Source organism: Pseudomonas soli, from assembly GCF_021283165.2.
Taxonomy (GTDB): Bacteria; Pseudomonadota; Gammaproteobacteria; order Pseudomonadales; family Pseudomonadaceae; genus Aquipseudomonas; species Aquipseudomonas soli.
In genome coordinates this window covers 406,946-428,908 of the sequence record NZ_CP128543.1, presented here as the reverse complement: position 1 = coordinate 428,908, position 21,963 = coordinate 406,946, and the positions used below count along the sequence as shown (strand labels likewise).

The following is a 21,963-nucleotide window of genomic DNA, read 5'->3' as shown; positions in this document are numbered from 1 at the left end:
CTCAGCATTGCGCGCTAGCATGGCGTCATGTCCGACGCCATTCGCCACCTCACCCTCGCCAACGGCCTGCACCTGACCCTGCGCCATGCCCCACGCCTCAAGCGCGCTGCGGCAGCGCTGCGGGTGCATGCAGGCAGCCACGACGCCCCGGCGCGCTGGCCGGGCCTGGCGCACTTTCTCGAACACCTGTTCTTCCTCGGCACCGCGCGCTTCCCGCTGCACGACGGCCTCATGCGCTATGTCCAGGGCCTGGGTGGCCAGGTCAACGCCAGCACCCGCGAGCGCACCACCGACTTCTTCTTCGAAGTGCCGCCCATGGCGCTGGCCGGCGGGCTGGAGCGTCTGTGCCAGATGCTCGCCGAACCGGACTTTGCCATCGAGCGCCAGCGCCGCGAACGCGAGGTGATTCATGCCGAGTTCATCGCCTGGTCGCGCAACCCCGAAGCCCAACGCCAGTTCACTCTGTTGCAATCGGTGTCGGCGCGCCATCCGCTGAGCGCTTTCCATGCGGGCAACCGCTACAGCCTGCCGCTGGAAAGCCCGGCCTTCCAGCAAGGGCTGAGACTGTTCCATCAACACCACTATCAAGGCACGCAGCTTACCTTGAGCCTGGTCGGCCCGCAGTCACTGGATGAGCTGGCACAACTGGGCAGACGTTACGGCAAGTTGTTCGCCCAGGGTCCGGGCGCCGTCCGCAATCCGCCGCCCGCCTTGCTCGAAGCGCCTTTGCGCCAGCCAACCGCATGGGGTGCCCGTCAGGACTGGCTGTTCGCCCATGAACGCATGCCGGAAGGCGCGGAGCAGGCGCTTGAATTGTTACTGGCCCAGCTCACCGACAGCCGGCCTGGCGGTTGGCTGGATGCCTTGCGCAAACGGGGCTGGCTGCAGGACTGCAAGGCGCAACAACTCCACGCCCATGCCGGGCAGCTGCTCTGGCATGTCCAGTTGCAGCTGTCGGACGAGGCCTGCCTGGCCGAGGCCCGGGCGCTGCTGCATGGCTGGCTGGGCTTTCTACGCCAGCAGGATCCTGGACAGCTGAACCTGCGCTTCACTCAACTACAGCAGCGCCGGGAACAAGCTGGAAGCGCGCTCGAACTGGCCCAGCGCGACAGCGCCGGCCGGTCGTTCAGCGGTCTGTCGGGCCAAGGACTGGCCGCCTTCGATGCACTGTTGGCCGACCTGCCATCCATGGCTGCAGGGGACTGGCAACTGCCACCCGAGGAAGCACTGCTGGCAGACGCCCTGCCCACGATCGGCAGTGCATTGCCAGCCGCGCTCGCTATCGGCCACTGCCTGCCGCCAGCACGCCAGTTCACGGCCCTGGACCTGCGCTGGCAGGTTCCGTCACCTCTGCGCCAACGCCTGTGGACCGTTCTCGAGCACAGCCTTCGACCGTTGCGCGAGCGTGCCACGCAGGCGGCATTGCACCTGGGCTTCGAGGCCTGCGGCGAGTACTGGCAGTTGCACCTGGCGGGGCATCCCCTGGCCGTGATCAACGCCACACAGGAGGCGCTTGCGTTGCTGCGCGCGCCTGCCAGGCAGCATTGGCAGGCACCAACGGCAGCCGAAGCCCCCTTGATACCGATCCGCGCGTTACTCAAGGCACTGCCGAACACCTTGCTGATGGGCGCAATGCAACCACTACCGGCCTGCACGCCGGACCAGCCGCAGCTCGATTCACTCTGGCAGCAGGCCCGGTGGCAGGGGTTGGCGCAAGGATTCGACGCGGCGCAACAGGGGGCGCTGGGAACGGTACTGCAAAGCCTCATGGGTCAACCTGCCGAGCCCTCAGAGCCTCATCCGTTCCACGAGCGCCACTGGCGGCAAATCCAGACTTCGGGCAGCGAGCCCGCACTGCTGCTGTTCTGTCCATTGCCTGCGCACCTGCAGCCCACCGGCCGCCTGCTCGCCCATCTGTTGCAAGGCCCCGTCTATCAACGTCTGCGCGTCGAGCTGCAATTGGGTTATGCGGTGTTCAGCGCCTTTCGTCAGATCGAAGGCTACGGTGGGCTCCTGTTCGGCGTGCAATCGCCGCACGCCAGCCACGCGCAGATCCTTGGCCACCTGCTGGAACTGCTAAGTCGAGGCGTCGCACTGGACGCCGCTGCCCGTGCGCAGTTGGCAAAGCAGTTCGACGAAGCGGCGATGAGCAATGCCGATGTCGCTCAATGGGCCTGGCAGGCACATATGGCGACCCACAATCCGGACCTGTCGCGGATGCGCCGGTCTATTCTCAATGTCGAGCAAGTTCAGTTGGACGAACTACTGCAGCAACTCATCGACGCCAGGCACGGTTGGCTTTGCCTGGCCAATGCCGTCGCGCCGGACGCCAAATGGCGGTGAGGGCCGAAATGATTGTTACCGTTTGCGCAAGGGCACATTTCGAATAATTAACCTTTCGGTACAATTTTTTCTTGTAAGATAGCGCAATCTCGGTCAATGGAACCTCTCGTGCCTGAGAGAACCCAATAATGAACCGACCACCTCAAACCCCATCCGGAAGGAGCAAACCCATGTGGACCAAACCTGCATACACTGACCTGCGTATCGGCTTCGAAGTTACCATGTACTTCGCCAACCGCTGAGCGGCAGTGCGTTACGACGCCTCGGCCCGCCGGGGCGTTGTCGTTTTTCGGATCAGCGTTTACGAGGGCGCGCATGTACATCCAGATTCTCGGTTCCGCCGCCGGTGGCGGCTTCCCCCAGTGGAACTGCAACTGCGTCAACTGCAAGGGCTACCGCGACGGCACCCTGCGCGCCACGGCGCGTACCCAGTCGTCCATCGCCCTGTCCGACGACGGCGAGCACTGGATCCTGTGCAATGCCTCACCGGACATCCGCGCCCAGCTCCAGGCCTTCGCGCCGATGCAGCCGGCCCGTGCCCTGCGTGACACCGGTATCGATGCCATCGTCCTGCTCGACAGCCAGATCGACCACACCACCGGCCTGCTCAGCCTGCGCGAAGGCTGCCCGCACCAGGTGTGGTGCACCGATATGGTCCACCAGGACCTGACCACCGGCTTCCCGCTGTTCAACATGCTCAGCCACTGGAACGGCGGGCTGGTGTGGAACCGCATTGAGCTGGCTGGCAGCTTCGTCATCAATGCCTGCCCTAACCTTCGCTTTACCCCCTTCCCACTGCGCAGCGCCGCACCGCCCTACTCGCCGCACCGTTTCGACCCGCACCCGGGCGACAACCTCGGGCTGCTGGTGGAGGACACCCGCACCGGCGGCAAGCTGTTCTACGCGCCGGGCCTGGGCCAGGTCGACGCCAAGCTGCTGGAGATGATGCACGGCGCCGACTGCCTGCTGGTCGACGGCACCCTGTGGGAGGATGATGAGATGCAGCGCCGCGGTGTCGGCACCCGCACCGGCCGCGAGATGGGCCACCTGGCGCAGAATGGCGCGGGCGGCATGCTCGAGGTGCTGGACGGTTTCCCACGTCAGCGCAAGGTGCTTATCCACATCAACAACACCAACCCGATCCTCGACGAAGACTCGCCGGAACGCGCCGAAGTACAGCGCCGGGGCGTGGAAGTCGCCTTCGATGGCATGAGTATCGAGCTGTAAGGAGGCCCTGTGAGCGACGCAACGCCGATGTCCCCTGCCGAGTTCGAGCAGGCCCTGCGCGCCAAGGGTGCCTATTACCACATCCATCACCCCTACCACGTGGCGATGTATGAAGGCCGCGCCAGCCGCGAGCAGATCCAGGGCTGGGTGGCCAACCGCTTCTACTACCAGGTCAACATCCCGATGAAGGATGCGGCGATCCTGGCCAACTGCCCGGACCGCGAAATCCGCCGCGAGTGGATCCAGCGCCTGCTCGACCACGATGGCGCACCCGGCGAGGACGGAGGCATCGAGGCCTGGTTGCGCCTGGGCCAGGCCGTGGGCCTGGACCCGGACCAATTGCGTAGCCAGGAGCTGGTATTGCCCGGCGTGCGCTTCGCCGTCGACGCCTATGTCAACTTCGCCCGCCGCGCCAGCTGGCAGGAGGCCGCCAGCAGCTCGCTGACCGAACTGTTCGCCCCACAGATCCACCAGTCGCGCCTGGACAGCTGGCCGCAGCACTACCCGTGGATCGACCCGGCCGGCTACGAATACTTCCGCACCCGCCTGGGCCAGGCCCGGCGTGATGTAGAACACGGTCTGGCGATCACCCTGCAGCACTACACCACCCGCGAAGGGCAGGAGCGCATGCTGGAGATCCTGCAGTTCAAGCTGGATATCCTGTGGAGCATGCTCGATGCCATGAGCATGGCCTATGAACTGAACCGCCCGCCGTATCACAGCGTCACCGCCGAGCGGGTCTGGCACAAGGGGATTGCCCTATGAGTTTCGACCGTCAACAAGTGCCCGCCTGGCGCCCCGGCTATCGTTTCCAGTACGAGCCCGCGCAAAAGGGCCATGTGCTGCTGTACCCCGAGGGGATGATCAAGCTCAACGACAGCGCGGGCCTGATTGGCGGACTGATCGATGGCCAGCGCAGCGTCGCCGCGATCATTAGCGAGCTGCAACAGCAGTTCCCCGGTGTGCCCGAAGTCGCCGACGACATCGAGCAGTTCATGGAGGTGGCCCGTGCCGAACACTGGATCACCCTCGCCTGAGGTGCCGGTCGGCCTGCCGTTGTGGCTCCTGGCCGAACTCACCTACCGCTGCCCGCTGCAGTGCCCGTACTGCTCGAACCCGTTGGATTTCGCCGAGCAGGGCAAAGAGCTGAGCACCGAGCAGTGGTTCAAGGTGATGGCCGAAGCCCGCGAGATGGGCGCCGCGCAAATCGGTTTTTCCGGCGGCGAACCGCTGGTGCGCCAGGACCTCGCCGAGCTGATCGGCGAGGCCCGGCGCCTGGGCTACTACACCAACCTGATCACCTCCGGCATCGGCCTGACCGAGCAGAAGATCGCCGCGTTCAAGCAGGCCGGGCTGGATCATATCCAGATCAGCTTCCAGGCCAGCGACGAGCAGGTGAACAACCTGCTGGCCGGCTCGAAGAAGGCCTTCGCGCAGAAACTGGAGATGGCCCGGGCGGTGAAGGCCCACGGCTACCCGATGGTGCTCAACTTCGTCACCCATCGGCACAACATCGACCGGATCGACCGCATCATCGAGCTGTGCATCGCCCTTGAGGCCGACTTCGTGGAGCTGGCCACCTGCCAGTTCTACGGCTGGGCGCACCTCAACCGCCTTGGCCTGCTGCCGACCCGCGCCCAGCTGGAACGGGCCGAGCGCATCACCAATGAGTACCGCGACAAGCTCAAGGCCGAAGGCAGCCCGTGCAAGCTGATCTTCGTCACCCCCGACTACTACGAAGAGCGCCCCAAGGCCTGCATGAATGGCTGGGGCAGCCTGTTCCTGACCATCACCCCGGACGGCACCGCCCTGCCCTGCCATGGCGCGCGCCAGCTGCCGGTGCAGTTCCCCAATGTGCGCGACCATGACCTGCGCCACATCTGGTACGACTCGTTCGGCTTCAACCGCTTCCGGGGCTATGACTGGATGCCCGAGCCGTGCCGCTCGTGCGACGAGAAGGAAAAGGACTTCGGCGGCTGCCGCTGCCAGGCCTTCATGCTCACCGGCGATGCCAGCAAGGCCGACCCGGTGTGCGCCAAGTCACCGGACCACGGCATCATCCTCAAGGCCCGCGAAGAAGCCGAGCACGCTACGCTGGAGATTGAACAGATGACCTTCCGCAACGAGCGCAACTCCCATGTCATTGCCCGCGGCTGAGTTCAGCGCCACCCAGGCGGTGGCCGCCGGGACCGACTTCGCCGAACTGAAGGTCGGCGAACACGGTGTGTTCTGGAACGAGTTCCGGCCGGCCGATGGCGCTTGTCGGATCTGGCATTGGCGCGACCACCAGGCACGTTGCCTGACCCCGGAGGGGTTCAGTGTGCGCAGCCGGGTCTACGAGTACGGCGGCGGCAGTTTTTGCCTGAGCGACGAAGGGCTGGTGTTCGTCAACGAACAGGACCAGCAGGTCTATCTGCAGGCACTGGACGGCAGCTTGCCGCACCGGCTCACCCATGCTGACGACCGCCGCTACGGTGATGTGCAGTGGCATGCGGGCCTGGTTCTGGCCGTCGAGGAACACCACGGGGAGCAGGTCGAGCATCGCCTTGTGGGTCTCACCGCAGAGCATCGACAGATCCTGGCAGAAGGCGCCGACTTCTATGCCTCCCCCACACTGAGCCACGATGGATGCCGCCTGGCCTGGATCGAGTGGGACCGGCCGGCGCAACCCTGGACCGTCACCCGCCTGATGTGCCGGGAACGCGAACCTTCTGGCGCCTGGGGCGCGGTACGCTGCGTCGCCGCGCAGGACGAATCCTTGCAGCAGCCCCGCTTCGATGAGCAAGGCCGCTTGTACTGCCTTTCCGATCGCGACGGTTTCTGGCAACCCTGGGGCGAGCTCGACGGACACTGGCAACGTCTGCCCGCCGCATCCGCAGACCACGCCGCAGCTCCTTGGCAGCTGGGCGCCAGCACTTGGCTGGCCCTCGGCCCCGCCAGCTATCTGGCCAGCTGGTTCGAGGACGGCTTCGGAGAACTGGGGTTGCGCCGCGACAGCGGCGAAGTGGAACGCTATGCCAGTGCATACACGCGGTTCCGTGGCCTGGCCTTGGATAACGAGCGCATCTATGCAGTGGCCGCCTCGCCGATCAGCCCAGCGGCGGTGATCGCCATCGACCAGCGCAGCCACGCAGTCGAAGTACTGGCAGGCGGCGCCGAGGTGCTACCGGTGGAACACATCAGCCGCCCCCAGCCGATCCACTATGCCAGTGGCGATGGTTCGGCCCACGGCTTCTTCTACCCAGCCATGCAAGGTACGGCCGGCCTACCCCCACTGGTGGTGTTCATCCATGGCGGCCCGACCTCGGCCTGCTACCCGGTGCTCGACTCGCGTATCCAGTATTGGACCCAACGCGGCTTCGCCGTCGCCGACCTCAACTACCGAGGCAGCAGCGGCTACGGTCGCGCTTATCGCCAGGCGCTGTACCTGCGCTGGGGCGAATGCGACGTCGAGGACGCCTGCGGGGCAGTCAGGCATCTTGCCGAGCTGGGCCTGATCGACCCGGCCCAGGCCTTCATCCGCGGTGGCAGCGCGGGGGGCTACACTACCCTATGCGCCTTGGCCTTCCAGGATGTGTTCCGTGGCGGCGCCAGCCTGTACGGCGTCAGCGACCCCGAAGCGCTGGGCAGGGCCACCCACAAGTTCGAAAGCGACTACCTGGACTGGCTGATCGGCGACCCGCAACGCGATGCCGATCGATATCGCCAGCGCACACCATTGCTGCACGCCGGACGGATCAAGGTACCGGTGATTTTCTTCCAGGGTGAGCTGGATGCGGTGGTGGTACCGGGGCAGACACGCTTGATGCTCGAGGCCCTACAGGCCAATGGCATCCAAGCCGAGGGGCATTTTTATGCGGGCGAGCGGCATGGGTTTCGCCAGGCGGCGAATCTGGCGCATGCGCTCGACGAAGAGTGGAAGTTCTACTGCCGGTTGCTAGGCCGGTAGGGCAAAACAGAGTTTCAGGCTTCAACTGCAACTGCGTGGGAGCGGCGGTGCGCCGCTCCCACGCAGTTCATGCTTGCAGAGCGGTCTTTGCTCTCAGCGCTTGGCAATGATGTACACCGCGTGCACGATCCCGGGGATATAACCCAGCAGGGTCAGCAGGATGTTCAGCCAGAACGCGCCACCGAATCCCACCTGGAGAAATACGCCCAGCGGTGGCAGGAGGATAGCGATGATGATGCGAATGAAGTCCATGCGGTGCGCTCCTTGAAAGTGTATCAACACAGACTAGTCGCACCGCCCGGAGGTTCCACCGGGCAAAAAAACGCCCCTGGCCATGTATTTCAGACCAGAGGCGATGCGCAGGAACGCGAGACGGTTCGTTGAAATTCTGTATGCCGGTGCCAAGTCAGGCCGGAACTTCGCGGCGATTGTGCTGGTGGGCATGCAGCCGGGTGAACGCCCGGGCCAGGCGCTGAAGCATTTCGTCGATGTTGCCTTTGCTCACGGTCAGCGCCGGCGAGAAGCGCACAACATCGGCCTGCGGGGCATTGAGCAGCAAGCCTTCCTGCAATGCCGCCTCGACCAGCGGCACTGCGGTCCCCTCACGCAGTTGCAGCCCCCACAGCAGCCCCTGGCCACGCACTTCGCCCTGGCCATAGCGGCCAGCCAGGCGGCTGAGGCCATCGCGCAGGTGGCGACCACTGTCCATCACCTGCTCGAAGAACCCCTTCTCCAGCACGGTCTGCAGCACAGCCATCCCGGCAGCGCTCATCAGTGCGTTGCCATGGTGGCTGCCTTCCAGCTCGCCCGGTTCGGCGCAGCAGGCGCGTCCGCGGGCCAGCAGCGCGGCCAACGGCACACCGCCGCCCAGGCCTTTGCCGAGAGTGATGATGTCGGCCCGCACGCCGTAGGTTTCCTCTGCCAACAGGGCGCCGCAACGTCCTACACCGGTCTGCACCTCATCGAGGATCAGCAGAATGCCCAGCTCACGGCACAACCGCTCGACACCCTGGAGGTACTCACGGGTGGCCGGAATCACGCCGGCCTCACCCTGTATCGGCTCGAGCATGATCGCCACGGTGCGCGAGTCGACCGCCGCATGCAGCGCCGCCAGGTCGTTGAAAGGCACCTTGCTGAAGCCCGGCAAGCCGGGCTCGCAACGGTTGCATGGCAGCGGGTCGGACGCCGACAACGCCCCGAGCGTGCGCCCATGGCAACCTTGGCTGGCGGTAATGATGTGATAGGCGCCGTTGCGGTGCAGCTGGCCCCATTTGCGCGCCAGCTTGATCGCCCCCTCGCAGGCCTCGGCGCCACTGTTGAGCAGGTAGGCCTGATCACTGTCGGTGCGCTGGCACAGCAACTCGGCCAGGTTCAGCAGGCCGCGGCTGTGGTAGCCCGCGCCTGGATTGATCAAGGCCTGGGCCTGGTCGCCCAGGGCCTTGACCAGCACGCTCGGGCTGTGGCCCAGACTGTTCACCGCGCAACCCTGGGTGAAGTCCAGGTAGGCGTGACCCTCGTCGTCCCACAACCACGATCCCTGGCCTCGCACGAACACGTGCGGCGCACGTTCGATGCTGGGCATCAGCCGCTCGCGGGAGCACTGCGCGGCGGCCGGCACGCTCACCGAGGCACCCTTGGGCTCGGCGACGGCGGGTGCCGAACGGCGCAGGTTGAACAGGTTCATCGGGACTCCGGCCAATCACGGTGGTGGGCGGTCAAGGCTCCGGTCTGACGCCGGAATTGAATATTCTGCCTTGCCTATCAAAAGTGTTTCTCAGCTGCGGTAACAATCGCCGGGTTGAGCGCTGTAACCCGTTGGAATACGGCGATAGACTAGGGCTCTAGTCGTTTCCCGGCCATTTCGATTTCTCAGCTTTTTCGATAAGTATCACTTATGGATTTTCGCCAACTGCGTTACTTCGTCGCGGTCTATGAAGAAGGCCATGTGGGCCGCGCCGCCGAACGCCTTTCGCTGTCCCAGCCAGCGCTGTCCCAACAGATTCGCCAGCTGGAGCACAGCCTCGACCTGAGCCTGTTTGAACGCAGCAACAAACGCCTGCTGCCCACGCTCGCCGCGCATACCCTGTACAACCACGCCGTGCCCTTGCTCGAAGGCCTTCAACGGGCCCACGAGGCCATGGGCAACTTCAAGGGCCAATCACTGCGCACCCTGGCTATCGGGGTACTGCAGACCGTGCGGCCAAGCCTGGTGCCGCAACTTCTGGAGCGGGTGCGCAAAGCCCAGCCGCACCTGGTGGTACAGATCTATGAACTGTCGGGGTCAGAGATCGAGCGGCGCCTGCTCAACGGCAGCCTGGACATCGGCATCAGCTACCTGCCGCCACGCCAGCCTGGCCTGCATGGCTTGCTGCTGTACGAAGATGAACTGCAGTTGGTCATCCCCCGTGCCCACCCGTTGAAGGACTTCAAGAAAGTCTCGATGCGTCAGGCTGCCGAGTTACCGATGCTGATGCTTGGCGAAGAATTCCAGATCCGCCAGATCTGGAAGGCGCAACTGGCCAGCCAAGGGCGCAGGCCGCAGGTGCAGGCCGAGATGAACAACATGGCGGGTATCCTCGACAGCCTGGCGCACACTGCGCTGGCGACCATCCTGCCGGGTCGGGCCAAGGAAGCCACCCAGGACGACCAGGAGCTGCTATGGAAACCTCTCAGCGAGCCACGTATTCCGTTGAAGGTAGGCCTGTTGTTTCGTGACGCACAACGTCAACAGGCCTCGGTCGAGCTGCTGCGCAGCTTGTTGGAGGAAGAAGCCGACCCACGCCAGCTGGGGATTTCACCGTTGGACGTGCTTGTCTGAAACGCGCCCATAAAGAAAACCCCGCCTAAGCGGGGTTTTCCAGACTGTTTCCCTTCGACATCCCTATCACCCCGCCATCCTGGCAGGAAATCCTTCTTGTCCCTGTTCTATCTTTTCGCGCTTCCTGCGCAACTTCCTTGTAAGGCGTCCTGCTCTGTCCATTGCGCGTCCTGCGCTACGTCCATGTAAGAAAGAGTAACCGTGGATCCAATCTCAGGAAAGAGGCGAAACGTCACCACGTCTTGTAAGCCAAAGCTTACAAAAGAGGTTTGTTCACAAACATGTGCCGCCGGCAAAACAAAAAGCCGCCCGGCACCGGATGTATCCGGTGCCGGGCGGCCTCATGCCGCAATCAGGTTATCAAGCAGTCCGCTCGGGGTCAGAACTGCGCAGCGTCCAGCAGGTACAGCGATTCGCTACCAGCTTTCACCGACGCCGCCAGCGAATGGACTCGCGGCAACAGGCGTGCAAAGTAGAAACGTGCCGTGCCCAACTTGGCGCCATAGAAGTCCGCATCGCCTTCGCCGGCCTTGGCAGCCCGCGCCATCAGTGCCCACATGTAGGCGTAGGCGACATAACCGAATGCGTGCAGGTATTCGACCGAAGCCGCGCCGATCTCGTTGGGGTTGCCCTTGGCCTGATCCAGCACCCAGTTGGTCAGCTCGTCGAGCTGGTCGAGGGAGGCCGCCAGGGGCTTGGTGAACTCGCCAAGGTCAGCAGCGCTGACGGCGATGAACTCGCGAATCTCGTCGGCGAACAGCTTGTAGTAAGCGCCACCACTGGCCACCACCTTGCGACCGACCAGGTCCAGTGCCTGGATACCATTGGTGCCTTCGTAGATCTGGGTGATGCGCACATCGCGCACCAGCTGCTCCTGGCCCCACTCACGGATGTAGCCATGGCCGCCGAAGACCTGCTGGCCATGCACCGTGCACTCCAGACCCAGGTCGGTGAGGAAGGCCTTGGCAACCGGGGTAAGCAGCGCCACCAGTTCCTCACTGCGCTTGCGGGTCGCGGCGTCTTCGCTGTACTTGGCGCTGTCGAGCTGCATCGCCACATAGGTGGAGAACGCCCGGCCGCCTTCGGTCAGCGCCTTCATGGTCAGCAGCATGCGGCGCACGTCCGGGTGGACGATGATCGGGTCGGCCACCTTGTCCTTGGCCTGCGGGCCGGTCGGGGCGCGGCTCTGCAGACGGTCGCGGGCATACTCCACGGCGTTCTGGTAGGAGCGCTCGGCCGAGGCCAGGCCCTGGATGCCAACCCCCAGGCGCTCGTAGTTCATCATGGTGAACATGGCTGCCAGGCCTTTGTTCGGCTCGCCGACGATATAGCCGACCGCTTCGTCGAAGTTCATCACGCAGGTGGCCGAGCCCTGGATGCCCATCTTGTGCTCGATCGAGCCGCAAGTGGCCGGGTTGCGCGCGCCGAGACTGCCATCTTCGTTGACCAGGAACTTGGGCACCAGAAACAGCGAGATGCCTTTCGGGCCTGCCGGTGCATCCGGCAGCTTGGCCAGTACCAGATGGATGATGTTCTCGGTGAGATCGTGCTCGCCACCGGTGATGAAGATCTTGGTGCCGCTGACCTTGTAGCTGCCATCAGCCTGGGGCTCGGCCTTGGTGCGGATGATGCCCAGGTCGGTACCGGCGTGGGGCTCGGTGAGGCACATGGAGCCGGCCCAGACACCCGAGTACATGTTCGGCAGGTACTTTTCCTTGAGCGCTTCACTGGCGTGGGCGTTGATCGACAGGCAGGCGCCGGCGGTCAGCATCGGGTACAGGCCGAAGGCCAGGCTCGAGGCATTGACCATTTCCTCGACCTGGGCCGAAACGACCTTGGGCATGCCCATGCCACCGAAGAGCGGATCGCCGCCAACGCCGACCCAGCCACCTTCGGCATAAGTGTTGTATGCCTCGATGAAGCCCGCCGGGGTGCGCACCGAGCCGTTGTCCCAATGGCAACCCTCTTCGTCGGCGGCACGGCTCAGCGGCGCGATGGTCTTGCCGGTGACCTTGCCGGCCTCCTCCAGCACCGCCATGGCCGTATCGGCATCGACTGCCTCGGCAAGGCCGGGCAGTTGCGACCAGAGCGTGGCCACGTCGAAGACTTCATTGAGGACGAAGCGCATATCGCGCAGGGGCGCTTTATATTCAGCCATGACAACCTCTCGCTATCGGGGTCGGGGCGGCCGATGAGGGCCGCAGCACTGGGATGACCGCAGTGTAACCGAACAACTTTTACGAGACATAGGGTCATCATGCGACCGAATGGTCTACCATAGTCACTCACTAACCTGCCATGCGCACAGCACCACGACGCGACTGCTGGCCGAAGGTCATGACGCAGTTACGTCCCGCGCCTTTGGCGCTATATAGCGCCTGGTCGGCCGACTTGAGCACTTCATCGGGGTTGCGGTGCTCGGCCTGGCGCTCGGCCACGCCGATGCTGATGGTCACCGACACCGTGGTGTTTGCGCCGCCCCCGCGACGCTGGCGACCGGTTGAGTCATCCTGCGGCCGGCTGTTCTGGTCACGCAGTTGGATCGCATAGTTGGCGATCATCTCCCGTACCGCCTCCAGGTGGGGCAAGCATTCTTCGGCAGTCTTGCCGGCAAACACCAGGGCGAACTCTTCGCCACCATAACGGTAGGCGCGACCGCCGCCGGTCACCTTGGACAAGCGGCTTGCAACCAGGCGCAATACTTGGTCGCCGACATCATGACCATGGGTATCGTTGAATTTCTTGAAGTGGTCAACGTCGGTCATGGCGATTACATAGTTGCGCCCCAGGCGTTGCATACGCTCGTTCAAGGCCCGTCGTCCCGGCAGGCCGGTCAACTCATCGCGGAAGGCCATCTGGTAGGCCTCGTGGGACACCGCCGCGGCAATCATCAGCATCACCTGGCTGCACATGATGTTCAGGGTGAAGGGGAGGATGAAAGTCTTGGGCAGCATCCAGAAGATACCCACCAGGCCGATGATCTGTGCGGCATGCAACGGCCTGGGCTCACGCAGGTACTGCGCCACCAACAGGATGAACACCGCCAGGAACAGCGGATAGGCCAACTGGATTAGGCTCATCCACTGGCCATGCAACGAGGGCCAGCGGATCTCGGCCAGCCAGCCAAGTAGCGCCTCGGGGAAACTTTGCTCCAGCGCCACGGCCACGCTGCTAACCGCGAACAGCACGGCGAAACGGGCCAGAAGGTCCTGGGCCAGGTGCGTACGTTCCTGCCAGGCGCCATACAGGCCAAACAGCGCCGGCAACAACAGGCAAACCAAGTGGAAGATCACCGCGGCATCGTCACGGACCCGGCCGTTGTCGCGGTAGAAGTCGGTCTGGGTGTCGAGCAGGAAATAGGCGATGTACACCGTGACCATCAGGAACAGCTCACGCTGGCGGCGATACACCGCGCAGTAGGCGCCGCCCAGTAACAGAACCAAGGTGGGCAAAACATTGAACAGCGATGTGAAAAAGACACTGAGGTCCCTCACATAGGCTGCAGCGAGCCCCGCCAGCAGAAGGATCAGCGATGGCAGAAAGTGGCTCGCACGTACAGCGGATAGACGAAACAAGGGTAATCTCCGACCCGGCAGATCAATAATGGCATTGTGCCCCTACTTCATCGGCAGCGCACATGAATAGATGAATTTACGGACGCTTTAACGGCAAGGATGGCGGCCAGCTTGAGACTTTCTCGTAACTGGATGCGACATTGGCCTGTTGGCAAGGCCCATCGCGGGCCTCTGCCTAACTTGTGGGCTTGCCCCGCGACAGGCTCCTGGAGCCAAAATCACAGGCAAAAAAAACCGCCTGCCGGTAACGGCAGGCGGTTTCGTGCAACCGTCTGGGCTTAGATGGACAGACCGAAGTCTTCTTCCTTCATCGCCATCAGGTTGTCGGCGCCGGACAGAATGGCCGCCACGTGGGTGCGGGTACGCGGCAGGATGCGCTGGAAGTAGAAGCGCGCAGTCTGCAGTTTGGCGGTGTAGAACGCCTCTTCGCTGGTGCCGGCTGCCAGTTTCTCGGCTGCCAAGCGGGCGATGTCGGCCCAGAAGTAGGCCAGGCACGCATAGCCGGAGTACATCAGGTAGTCCACCGAAGCGGCACCCACTTCCTCGCGGTCCTTCATCGCGGCCATGCCGATCTTCATGGTCAGCTCGCCCCATTCCTTGTTGATCGCGGCCAGCGGCTCGACGAACTCCTTGGTGGCGGCGTTGCCTTCCTGGGATTGGCAGAACTTGTGAACGATCTTGGTGAAGCCTTTGAGCGCCTCGCCCTGGGTCATCAGCACCTTGCGGCCGAGCAGGTCAAGCGCCTGGATGCCTGTGGTGCCTTCGTACAGCATGGAAATGCGGCTGTCGCGTACGTTTTGCTCCATGCCCCATTCGGCGATGAAGCCATGACCGCCGTAGATCTGCACACCGTGGTTGGCCGACTCGAAACCAACTTCGGTCATGAACGCCTTGGCGATCGGGGTCAGGAAAGCCAACAGCGCGTCGGCCTTCTTGCGCTCTTCCTCATCCTGGCTGTACTTGACGATGTCCACCTGCTTGGCGGTGAAGTAGACCATGGCGCGGTTGCCTTCGGCGAACGCCTTCATGGTCAGCAACATGCGGCGCACGTCCGGGTGGACAATGATCGGGTCAGCGGCTTTATCCGGGGCTTTAGGGCCGGTCAGCGAGCGCATCTGCAGGCGGTCACGGGCATATTTCAGACCACCCTGGAACGCCACCTCGGCGTGGGCCAGGCCTTGCAGCGCGGTGCCCAGGCGAGCGGTGTTCATGAAAGTGAACATGCAGTTCAGGCCCTTGTTGGCGGGGCCGATCAGATAGCCGGTGGCGCTGTCGAAGTTCATCACGCAGGTGGCGTTGCCGTGGATGCCCATCTTGTGCTCAAGCGAGCCGCAGCTCACGCCGTTGCGCTCGCCCGCGCCTCCTTCGGCGTTGGGCAGGAACTTCGGCACGATGAACAGCGAGATACCCTTGGTGCCGGCCGGCGCATCGGGCAGGCGGGCCAGGACGATGTGCACGATGTTGTCGGCCATGTCGTGTTCACCGGCAGAGATGAAGATCTTGGTGCCGGACACTTTGTAGCTACCGTCGGCCTGAGGTTCGGCCTTGGTGCGCAGCATGCCCAAGTCGGTGCCGCAGTGCGGTTCGGTCAGGCACATGGTGCCGGTCCATTCGCCGGACACCAGCTTGGTCAGATAGGTTTCCTGCTGCTCTGGGGTTCCGTGCTCGGAGATGGTGTTCATTGCACCGTGGGAGAGGCCTGGATACATGCCCCACGACCAGTTCGCTTCACCGACCATTTCGCTCAGGGCCAAGCCCAACGATTCTGGCAGGCCCTGACCGCCGTGCTCGACGTCATGGGCCAGGCTCGGCCAGCCGCCTTCGACGAACTGTTGGTAGGCTTCCTTGAAGCCGGTCGGGGTCTTCACGCCCGCCTCGCTCCAGGTGCAGCCTTCCAGGTCGCCGACGCGGTTCAGCGGGGCCAGTACCTCTTCACAGAACTTCGCGCCTTCCTGCAGGATCGCGTCGACCATGTCGGGCGTGGCGTCCTGGCAGCCCGGCAGGCTCTGATAATGCGCCTCATAGCCGAGCAGTTCGTCGCGGACGAAGCGGATATCACGCAAGGGGGCTTTGTAATCAGGCATTGCGATGAACCTCTGTGATGAGTTCGGTAGGGAGACCGCGGGTACCGACCAGCTCTTGGCGGCTTTCGGTCAAACAGTTGTTTGAAACTTACGTTTAGGACGCCTCGCTGTCAAGGTGGGCTAACAATGGCATTTATGCCGCCGAATATGACAATTCGGCCAAACACCCTCAAACGTATCGCGGGGCAAGCCCGCTCCCACGAATGGAAGCGGGCTTGCCCCGCGAAGTAAGCGAATGTGGTTCAGCGAGTCAGGCGTAGGTGTCGATGAATCGGCCGAGCATTTCATCGGAAGCCTTGGCGACTTTGGCACCCAGTTCGACTTCGTGCTTGCCCAGGGCCAGTTGCACGGTGCTGGTGGCCAGATCCATCTGTTGGCTGCGGTCAACGCTGCGCAGACGCTCTGCCTGGTAGTCGCTGGACTGCCCGCTGGTGCCACGCTCGACGGCGCCGCTGGCGATCTGCTGGGCGGCCTGATCGACCCGGTTCTGCCCGTTCTGGATGGCACCCAGGCCCGCGTAGAAGGCGGAACTCGCATTGATTTCCATGTCAGGACTCCATGACGCTGGATGATGAACAGACCTTATTAAAGCAGCAGACCGGGAAAAAGGCCCGTTTAAATCCCTAATAGCCTAGTGCCAGCTGATAGGCAAAGGCCTAATCCAGCAGGTCCAGGTGCAAATGCTCCGCCACCGCAGCGGCGCTCGCTTGTTTCAACCAGGGTATGCGCCCCAGGCATGGCGCGGGCAGCCGCTCAGCCAGGCTCGACAGGTTCTCCTCCAGGCGCGATGTCCGCGGATCGACGATGTTCGCCACCCAACCGGCCAGTTGCAGGCCGTCGCGGGCGATGGCTTCGGCGCTGAGCAAGGCGTGGTTGATACATCCCAACCGCACCCCTACCACCAGGATTACCGGCAGTTTCAGGGCAATGGCCAGGTCTGACAGGTTGGCATGGTCGGACAACGGCACCCGCCAGCCGCCGGCCCCTTCGATCAAGGTGAAGTCGGCGTGCTGCGCCAGCACCTGCTGCATCGCATCACGCAGCACCGGTACGCTCAACACCACCCCCGCCTCGTGCGCCGCCACGTGTGGAGCGATGGCCGGCTCAAAAGCGAAAGGATTGACCGCTTCATACGGCATTTTGACCGAGCTTTCATCGATCAACGCCAAGGCATCGCTGTTGCGCAACCCTCTGGGCGTCACCATGCACCCGGATGCCACCGGCTTGGCCGCCAGCGTGCTCAGCCCCGACTGCATCGCCGCATGCAGCAGACCCGCGGCGATGGTGGTCTTGCCGACATCGGTGTCGGTGCCGGCAACAAAATAGGCCTGGCTCATGTCACTGCTCCCCGGCCAGCGGTTTGCGCAAGACGCCATACACCACCTGATAGGTGGCAGGCAGCCCCTGAGGCTGGCGGAACTGTTCATAGGCCTGCAACAGGCCCTGCATCCGCGCGCGTCCGGTCAACCCCGATGGGCGCCCCGGATTGAGGTTGTGCGCACCCAGTGCCTTGAGCTCGTGGGTCAGGCTGCGCACGTCGAGGTAATGCAGTACATGGGGACGTCGCTCCAGGTCGATCAGCTCCAGGCCGCTGTCCCCGCATAGACGCTGGTAATCCTCGAAACGCCGGAAGCGATTGACATGCACCATGCCATCGACGGCTTGCCAGCTGGCACGCAACTCATCGAGGGTGCCCACGCACAAGCTGCTGAATGCCAACACCCCGCCTGGGCGCAGCACCCGCCGTGCCTCACCCAGCACGCTGGCGAACTGGCCGCACCACTGCACCGCCAGGCTGCTGAACAGCAGATCTACACTGCCATCGAGCAACGGCAGACGCTCGGCGTCACCTGCCACATGGTGCCGGGCGCCGCCGTGCTCACGGGCATGGCGCAACATGCCCTCGGCGATGTCCACCGCCACACCATCGGCATCGTTGAAGCACTCGGCCAGGACCCGGCTGAAATGGCCGGTGCCACTGCCCATGTCCAGCCAGCGCGCTGGGGCGAGCCCTGCGGGCAGTTTATCCAGCAGCGCCATGCCTACGGCGCGCTGCAGGGCCGCGACACTGTCGTAGCTGGCCGCGGCGCGGGAAAACGAAGCCGCCACCTGGCGCTTGTCCGGCAGGGCACCGGGCAAGGTGGGCTGGGAAAGATCAGTCATCACCACTCTCATGCAGGAAACTCTTGATGCCCGCCGCCAGCTCCTGCGGGTACTCCAGCAGGAAGGCGTGGGAACTGTCTTCGACCAGGCCGACTTCCACGTCAGGCAACAGGTCGCTCAGGGCCTTGGCAGCCTCCACCGGTACCAGCGCGTCACTACCGGCGAACAGGTGCAACTGCGGGCCGCCGTATTGCTCCAGGGCAGCGCGTGTATCAAGGCTGGCCAGCACCTCCAGCCCAGTGGCCAGGTACAGCGGATCGGTGTCGGGCACGCCGACGCCCAGCTGGCGCAGCAAGGTGCGCGGTTGCAGCGCGCCGTCGCTGCACAAGGTACGAAAGCGCTTGAGTGTCACCTGGGTATGGCTGCGGCAGCCATCAAGGAAGGTGCCGAAGGTATCCGGCGCCATTCCGTGCGGCCAGTCCGGCCGAACGACGAAACTGGGGTTGCTGGCCAGGGTGAGCAAGCCGCAGCAATGATCGCCGCGCTTGTGCGCCAGGGCGCTGGCAAGCATGCCACCCAGCGACCAGCCGCCCAGCCACACGTCGTTGGGCAGCTTGCGGTCGAGGTAGTCGACCCAGGCCAGCGGGTCGTTGTCAGGCAGATCCGGCAACGGCATCAGTTCGACCTGCAGGCGCGGGTCCTGGGCACGCAGGCTGGCGGCCAGCGGCTCCAGTGAGGCGGTGCCCAGCCCCCAGCCGGGCAGAAGGATCATTCGGTTACGCATCGGCGGACTCCAGCTGTGGATAACACTCGGCCAATGCATTCAACAATAGCTGCACCTGCGCCTCACTGTGGGCAGCACTCAGGGTCACCCGCAGACGGGCACTGCCGGCGGGTACGGTGGGCGGGCGAATCGCTGTGACCAGCAGGCCGCGTTCGCGCAGCAAGCGGGACAATGCCAGCGCCCGCCCCGCATCGCCGATAAGGATCGGCTGGATTGCAGTGTGGCTATCCATCAGGGTCAGGCCGATCGCCTCGGCCCCGGCACGGAACTGCCGGACCAGCGCGGCCAGGTGCTCACGCCGCCAGCGCTCCCGGCGCAGCAGCTCCAGCGCCTTGAGCGTGGCGCACGCCAATGCCGGCGGCTGGCTGGTGGTGTAGATGTACGGCCGGGCGAACTGCACCAGCGCCTCGATCAGGTCCTCGCTGCCGGCAACGAAGGCGCCGGCGGTACCACAGGCCTTGCCCAGCGTGCCGATCAGCACCGGCACATCATCGACACCCAGACCGAAATGCTCGACCAGGCCGCCGCCGTTGACGCCCAAGGTACCAAAGCCATGGGCATCGTCGACCATCAGCCAAGCGTCGCGGCTGCAGGCGGCATTGGCCAGGGCCGGAAGGTCGGCGCAATCGCCATCCATACTGAACACGCCGTCGGTAACCACCAGGGTATTGCCGGTAGCTTTCTCTAGACGACTGGCCAAGCTGGCCGGGTCGTTGTGCAGGTAGCGGCTGAAACGGGCGCCACTGAGCAGCCCGCCGTCGAGCAGGGAAGCGTGATTGAGGCGGTCCTGCAAGACTGTGTCGCCCTGCCCCACAAGCGCGGTGATAGCCCCCAGGTTGGCCATGTAGCCGGTGGAGAACAGCAATGCCCGGGGCCGCCCGGTCAACTCGGCCAGCGCTTCTTCAACGGCATGGTGCGGCGTGCTGTGGCCGATCACCAGATGCGAGGCACCACCGCCGACACCCCAGCGCTCGGCGCCATCGCGCCAGGCCTTGATCACCTCGGGGTGATTGGCCAGGCCCAGGTAGTCATTGCTGCAGAAGGCCAGCAGCGGCTGGCCATCGACCACCACCTGCGGCCCTTGCGGGCTTTCCAGCAGCGGCCGTTGACGATAGAGGTCCGCGGCACGCCGTTCGGCCAGCCGCGCGGCGAGATCGAAGGCCATGCTCAGGCCGAGGCTGCGTCGTAGAACAGCTCGCTGCTGCGCTGCTCGACCAGCGCCTGCTCGATAGCGGCCTGGTGCACTTCGTCGGCGTGCTCTTCGCGAGCTTCCGGCTGGATACCCAGGCGGGCGAACAGCTGCATGTCCTTGTCAGCCTGCGGGTTGGCCGTGGTCAGCAGCTTCTCGCCGTAGAAGATCGAGTTGGCTCCGGCCATGAATGCCAGGGCCTGCATCTGCTCGTTCATCTGCTCACGGCCTGCCGACAGGCGCACGTGGGACTTGGGCATGAGGATCCGGGCCACGGCAAGCATGCGGATGAAGTCGAACGGATCGACGTCTTCCTCGTCGGCCAGCGGCGTGCCGGCAACCTTGACCAGCATGTTGATCGGCACCGACTCCGGGTGCTCGGGCAGATTGGCCAGCTGGATCAACAGGCCTGCGCGGTCGTCCAGCGACTCGCCCATGCCAAGGATGCCGCCGGAGCAGATCTTCATGCCGGCGTCACGCACGTAGGCCAGGGTCTGCAGGCGGTCGCTGTAGGTACGGGTGGTGATGATGCTGCCGTAGAACTCCGGCGAGGTGTCGAGGTTGTGGTTGTAGTAGTCCAGGCCGGCCTGGGCCAGGGCCTGGGTCTGCTCCTGGTCGAGCTTGCCGAGGGTCATGCAGGTTTCCAGGCCCATGGCCTTGACCCCTTTGACCATCTCCAGCACGTAAGGCATGTCCTTGGCCGAAGGATGCTTCCACGCCGCGCCCATGCAGAAGCGGGTCGAACCGATGGCCTTGGCCCGGGCGGCCTCCTCCAGCACCTTCTGCACTTCCATCAGCTTCTGTTTTTCCAGCCCGGTGTTGTAGTGGCCGGACTGCGGACAATATTTGCAATCTTCCGGGCAGGCGCCGGTCTTGATCGACAGCAGCGTGGAGACCTGCACACGGTTGGGGTCGAAATGCGCGCGGTGCATGGTCTGGGCCTGGAACAGCAGGTCATTGAACGGCTGCTGGAACAGTGCCTTGACCTCGGCCAGGGACCAGTCGTGACGGGTTGTTGCAATTGCGCTAGCGCTCATCGGCGTTTCCTTATCTATGGTCTGACTGACGCCGGGACAGGAAAACCTTCCAGCGCATCACGGATAGCTCGCATAGTCACGGAAGGCCCATGAACTGTCAACCAATCAAGAACATACTGGTTTACATCTGTACAAATATCGATCAATCCTGTTTACTCTGCGACGAGCCCGCAGGGCAGCCCTATTCCCTGTGCCTCGCCTGCGAACAGGCGCTGCCCTGGCTGCAAGAGCAATGCCGCCGATGCGCGCTGCCACTGGCCTTGGACGACCTTCTCTGTGGCAGCTGCAGCCGCCACCCACCGGCATTCAAACGGGTAATCGCGCCCTGGCATTACGGCTTTCCCGTCGACACCCTGATAAGCCGCTTCAAGCACAACAGCCAGTGGCCCTTGGGGCGGTTACTGGCCCAATTGCTCGGCCAGAGCCTGAACCAGCACTATTACGAAGGCTTGCCACGGCCTGACTGCTTGTTGCCCGTTCCCCTGGCCGGACGACGACTGCGCCAGCGCGGCTTCAACCAGGCAGCGATGCTCGCCCGCTGGCTGGGCAGACAATTGCGCCTGCCCTGCGACGAGCACCTGCTGCAGCGGGTGCGTGATACAACGGCGCAACAGGCGCTCGGCGCCAAGGCCCGGCAACGCAACCTGCGGCAGGCTTTCGCCCTCATCCCCGGCAGGGAACTGCAAGGCCTGCACCTGGCGCTGGTCGACGACGTGCTGACCACCGGGGCGACCGCGCAGACCATCGCCCGGTTGCTGCGCAAAGCCGGTGCCCGGCGGGTGGACATCTACTGCCTGGCACGCACACCGCGCCCGGGGCAGGCTTGACTTGCCCCTGTGGCGGCGGCAACGTCG

Annotated in this window: 20 protein-coding genes; 9 read left to right on the top strand and 11 right to left on the bottom strand. The window is 64.1% G+C overall.

Translation table 11 applies throughout. The features are described from left to right. Positions 1-27 precede the first annotated feature (27 nt). The 7 genes from pqqF (at position 28) to LU688_RS01770 (ending at position 7,519) form a co-directional block, all read left to right on the top strand. Positions 28-2,343 carry a pyrroloquinoline quinone biosynthesis protein PqqF gene (gene pqqF / locus LU688_RS01800; protein ID WP_160291033.1) on the top strand — a complete coding sequence of 772 codons (2,316 nt, stop codon included), beginning with the start codon at positions 28-30 and terminating at the stop codon, positions 2,341-2,343. Between the two features lie 170 nt (positions 2,344-2,513). Then, complete coding sequence (gene pqqA, locus LU688_RS01795) at positions 2,514-2,585, top strand: pyrroloquinoline quinone precursor peptide PqqA (RefSeq protein WP_003243383.1); 72 nt, start codon at positions 2,514-2,516, stop codon at positions 2,583-2,585. Positions 2,586-2,658: 73 nt separating this feature from the next. After that, positions 2,659-3,570, top strand: coding sequence for a pyrroloquinoline quinone biosynthesis protein PqqB (pqqB, locus tag LU688_RS01790; RefSeq protein WP_023632304.1), 912 nt, complete (start codon positions 2,659-2,661; stop codon positions 3,568-3,570). Positions 3,571-3,597: 27 nt separating this feature from the next. Beyond that, positions 3,598-4,335, top strand: a complete 738-nt coding sequence (pqqC, locus tag LU688_RS01785; RefSeq protein ID WP_172670943.1) for a pyrroloquinoline-quinone synthase PqqC — start codon at positions 3,598-3,600, stop codon at positions 4,333-4,335. Further along, a complete protein-coding gene (gene pqqD / locus LU688_RS01780) occupies positions 4,332-4,607 on the top strand; it encodes a pyrroloquinoline quinone biosynthesis peptide chaperone PqqD (protein WP_023629204.1) in 276 nt (91 codons plus the stop codon). Before pqqC ends, pqqD begins: the two co-directional genes overlap by 4 nt. After that, entirely contained in the window at positions 4,579-5,727 is a 1,149-nt protein-coding gene (gene pqqE / locus LU688_RS01775; protein WP_038707229.1) for a pyrroloquinoline quinone biosynthesis protein PqqE, read from the top strand. Before pqqD ends, pqqE begins: the two co-directional genes overlap by 29 nt. Then, positions 5,708-7,519, top strand: coding sequence for an alpha/beta hydrolase family protein (locus tag LU688_RS01770; protein ID WP_094011524.1), 1,812 nt, complete (start codon positions 5,708-5,710; stop codon positions 7,517-7,519). Before pqqE ends, LU688_RS01770 begins: the two co-directional genes overlap by 20 nt. 93 nt (positions 7,520-7,612) lie before the next feature. Here LU688_RS01770 and LU688_RS01765 read toward each other — a convergent pair whose 3' ends face one another. Next, on the bottom strand, positions 7,613-7,771 hold the full coding sequence (locus tag LU688_RS01765) for a YqaE/Pmp3 family membrane protein (protein ID WP_003177654.1): 159 nt from the start codon (positions 7,769-7,771) through the stop codon (positions 7,613-7,615). Between the two features lie 154 nt (positions 7,772-7,925). Beyond that, positions 7,926-9,203 (bottom strand): aspartate aminotransferase family protein, encoded by a 1,278-nt coding sequence (locus tag LU688_RS01760; protein ID WP_094011525.1) that lies wholly within the window; start codon positions 9,201-9,203, stop codon positions 7,926-7,928. A 210-nt stretch (positions 9,204-9,413) separates the two neighbouring features. On the opposite strand from LU688_RS01760, the gene LU688_RS01755 reads away from it, so the two are divergent. Then, positions 9,414-10,337 (top strand): LysR family transcriptional regulator, encoded by a 924-nt coding sequence (locus tag LU688_RS01755; protein WP_160291032.1) that lies wholly within the window; start codon positions 9,414-9,416, stop codon positions 10,335-10,337. A 379-nt stretch (positions 10,338-10,716) separates the two neighbouring features. Here the strand turns inward: LU688_RS01755 and LU688_RS01750 are convergent, their stop codons facing one another. From LU688_RS01750 to bioB, 9 genes are all read right to left on the bottom strand, one after another. Further along, the gene (locus LU688_RS01750; RefSeq protein WP_023629201.1) at positions 10,717-12,495 is read right to left on the bottom strand and encodes an acyl-CoA dehydrogenase C-terminal domain-containing protein; all 1,779 of its coding nucleotides are present in this window, start codon (positions 12,493-12,495) and stop codon (positions 10,717-10,719) included. Positions 12,496-12,625: 130 nt separating this feature from the next. Beyond that, positions 12,626-13,912, bottom strand: coding sequence for a GGDEF domain-containing protein (locus LU688_RS01745; RefSeq protein ID WP_094011527.1), 1,287 nt, complete (start codon positions 13,910-13,912; stop codon positions 12,626-12,628). 278 nt (positions 13,913-14,190) lie between these two features. Beyond that, positions 14,191-15,996 carry a phenylacyl-CoA dehydrogenase gene (locus tag LU688_RS01740; protein WP_094011528.1) on the bottom strand — a complete coding sequence of 602 codons (1,806 nt, stop codon included), beginning with the start codon at positions 15,994-15,996 and terminating at the stop codon, positions 14,191-14,193. A gap of 250 nt (positions 15,997-16,246) precedes the next feature. Continuing rightward, a complete protein-coding gene (locus LU688_RS01735; RefSeq protein WP_038707227.1) occupies positions 16,247-16,543 on the bottom strand; it encodes a hypothetical protein in 297 nt (98 codons plus the stop codon). Positions 16,544-16,652: 109 nt separating this feature from the next. Then, positions 16,653-17,333 (bottom strand): dethiobiotin synthase, encoded by a 681-nt coding sequence (gene bioD, locus LU688_RS01730; protein ID WP_094011529.1) that lies wholly within the window; start codon positions 17,331-17,333, stop codon positions 16,653-16,655. 1 nt (position 17,334) lies between these two features. Further along, positions 17,335-18,159 carry a malonyl-ACP O-methyltransferase BioC gene (gene bioC, locus LU688_RS01725; RefSeq protein WP_038707226.1) on the bottom strand — a complete coding sequence of 275 codons (825 nt, stop codon included), beginning with the start codon at positions 18,157-18,159 and terminating at the stop codon, positions 17,335-17,337. Next, on the bottom strand, positions 18,152-18,883 hold the full coding sequence (locus LU688_RS01720; RefSeq protein ID WP_023633172.1) for an alpha/beta fold hydrolase: 732 nt from the start codon (positions 18,881-18,883) through the stop codon (positions 18,152-18,154). The genes bioC and LU688_RS01720 overlap by 8 nt, the downstream gene beginning before the upstream one ends. After that, entirely contained in the window at positions 18,876-20,048 is a 1,173-nt protein-coding gene (gene bioF, locus LU688_RS01715) for an 8-amino-7-oxononanoate synthase (protein WP_094011530.1), read from the bottom strand. Before bioF ends, LU688_RS01720 begins: the two co-directional genes overlap by 8 nt. Before the next feature lie 2 nt (positions 20,049-20,050). After that, positions 20,051-21,109 carry a biotin synthase BioB gene (bioB, locus tag LU688_RS01710; RefSeq protein WP_094011531.1) on the bottom strand — a complete coding sequence of 353 codons (1,059 nt, stop codon included), beginning with the start codon at positions 21,107-21,109 and terminating at the stop codon, positions 20,051-20,053. 89 nt (positions 21,110-21,198) lie between these two features. Between bioB and LU688_RS01705 the strand changes: the two genes are divergently transcribed. Then, positions 21,199-21,936: a ComF family protein gene (locus LU688_RS01705; RefSeq protein ID WP_160291031.1), complete on the top strand. Its 738-nt coding sequence runs from the start codon at positions 21,199-21,201 to the stop codon at positions 21,934-21,936. Positions 21,937-21,963: the final 27 nt, after the last annotated feature.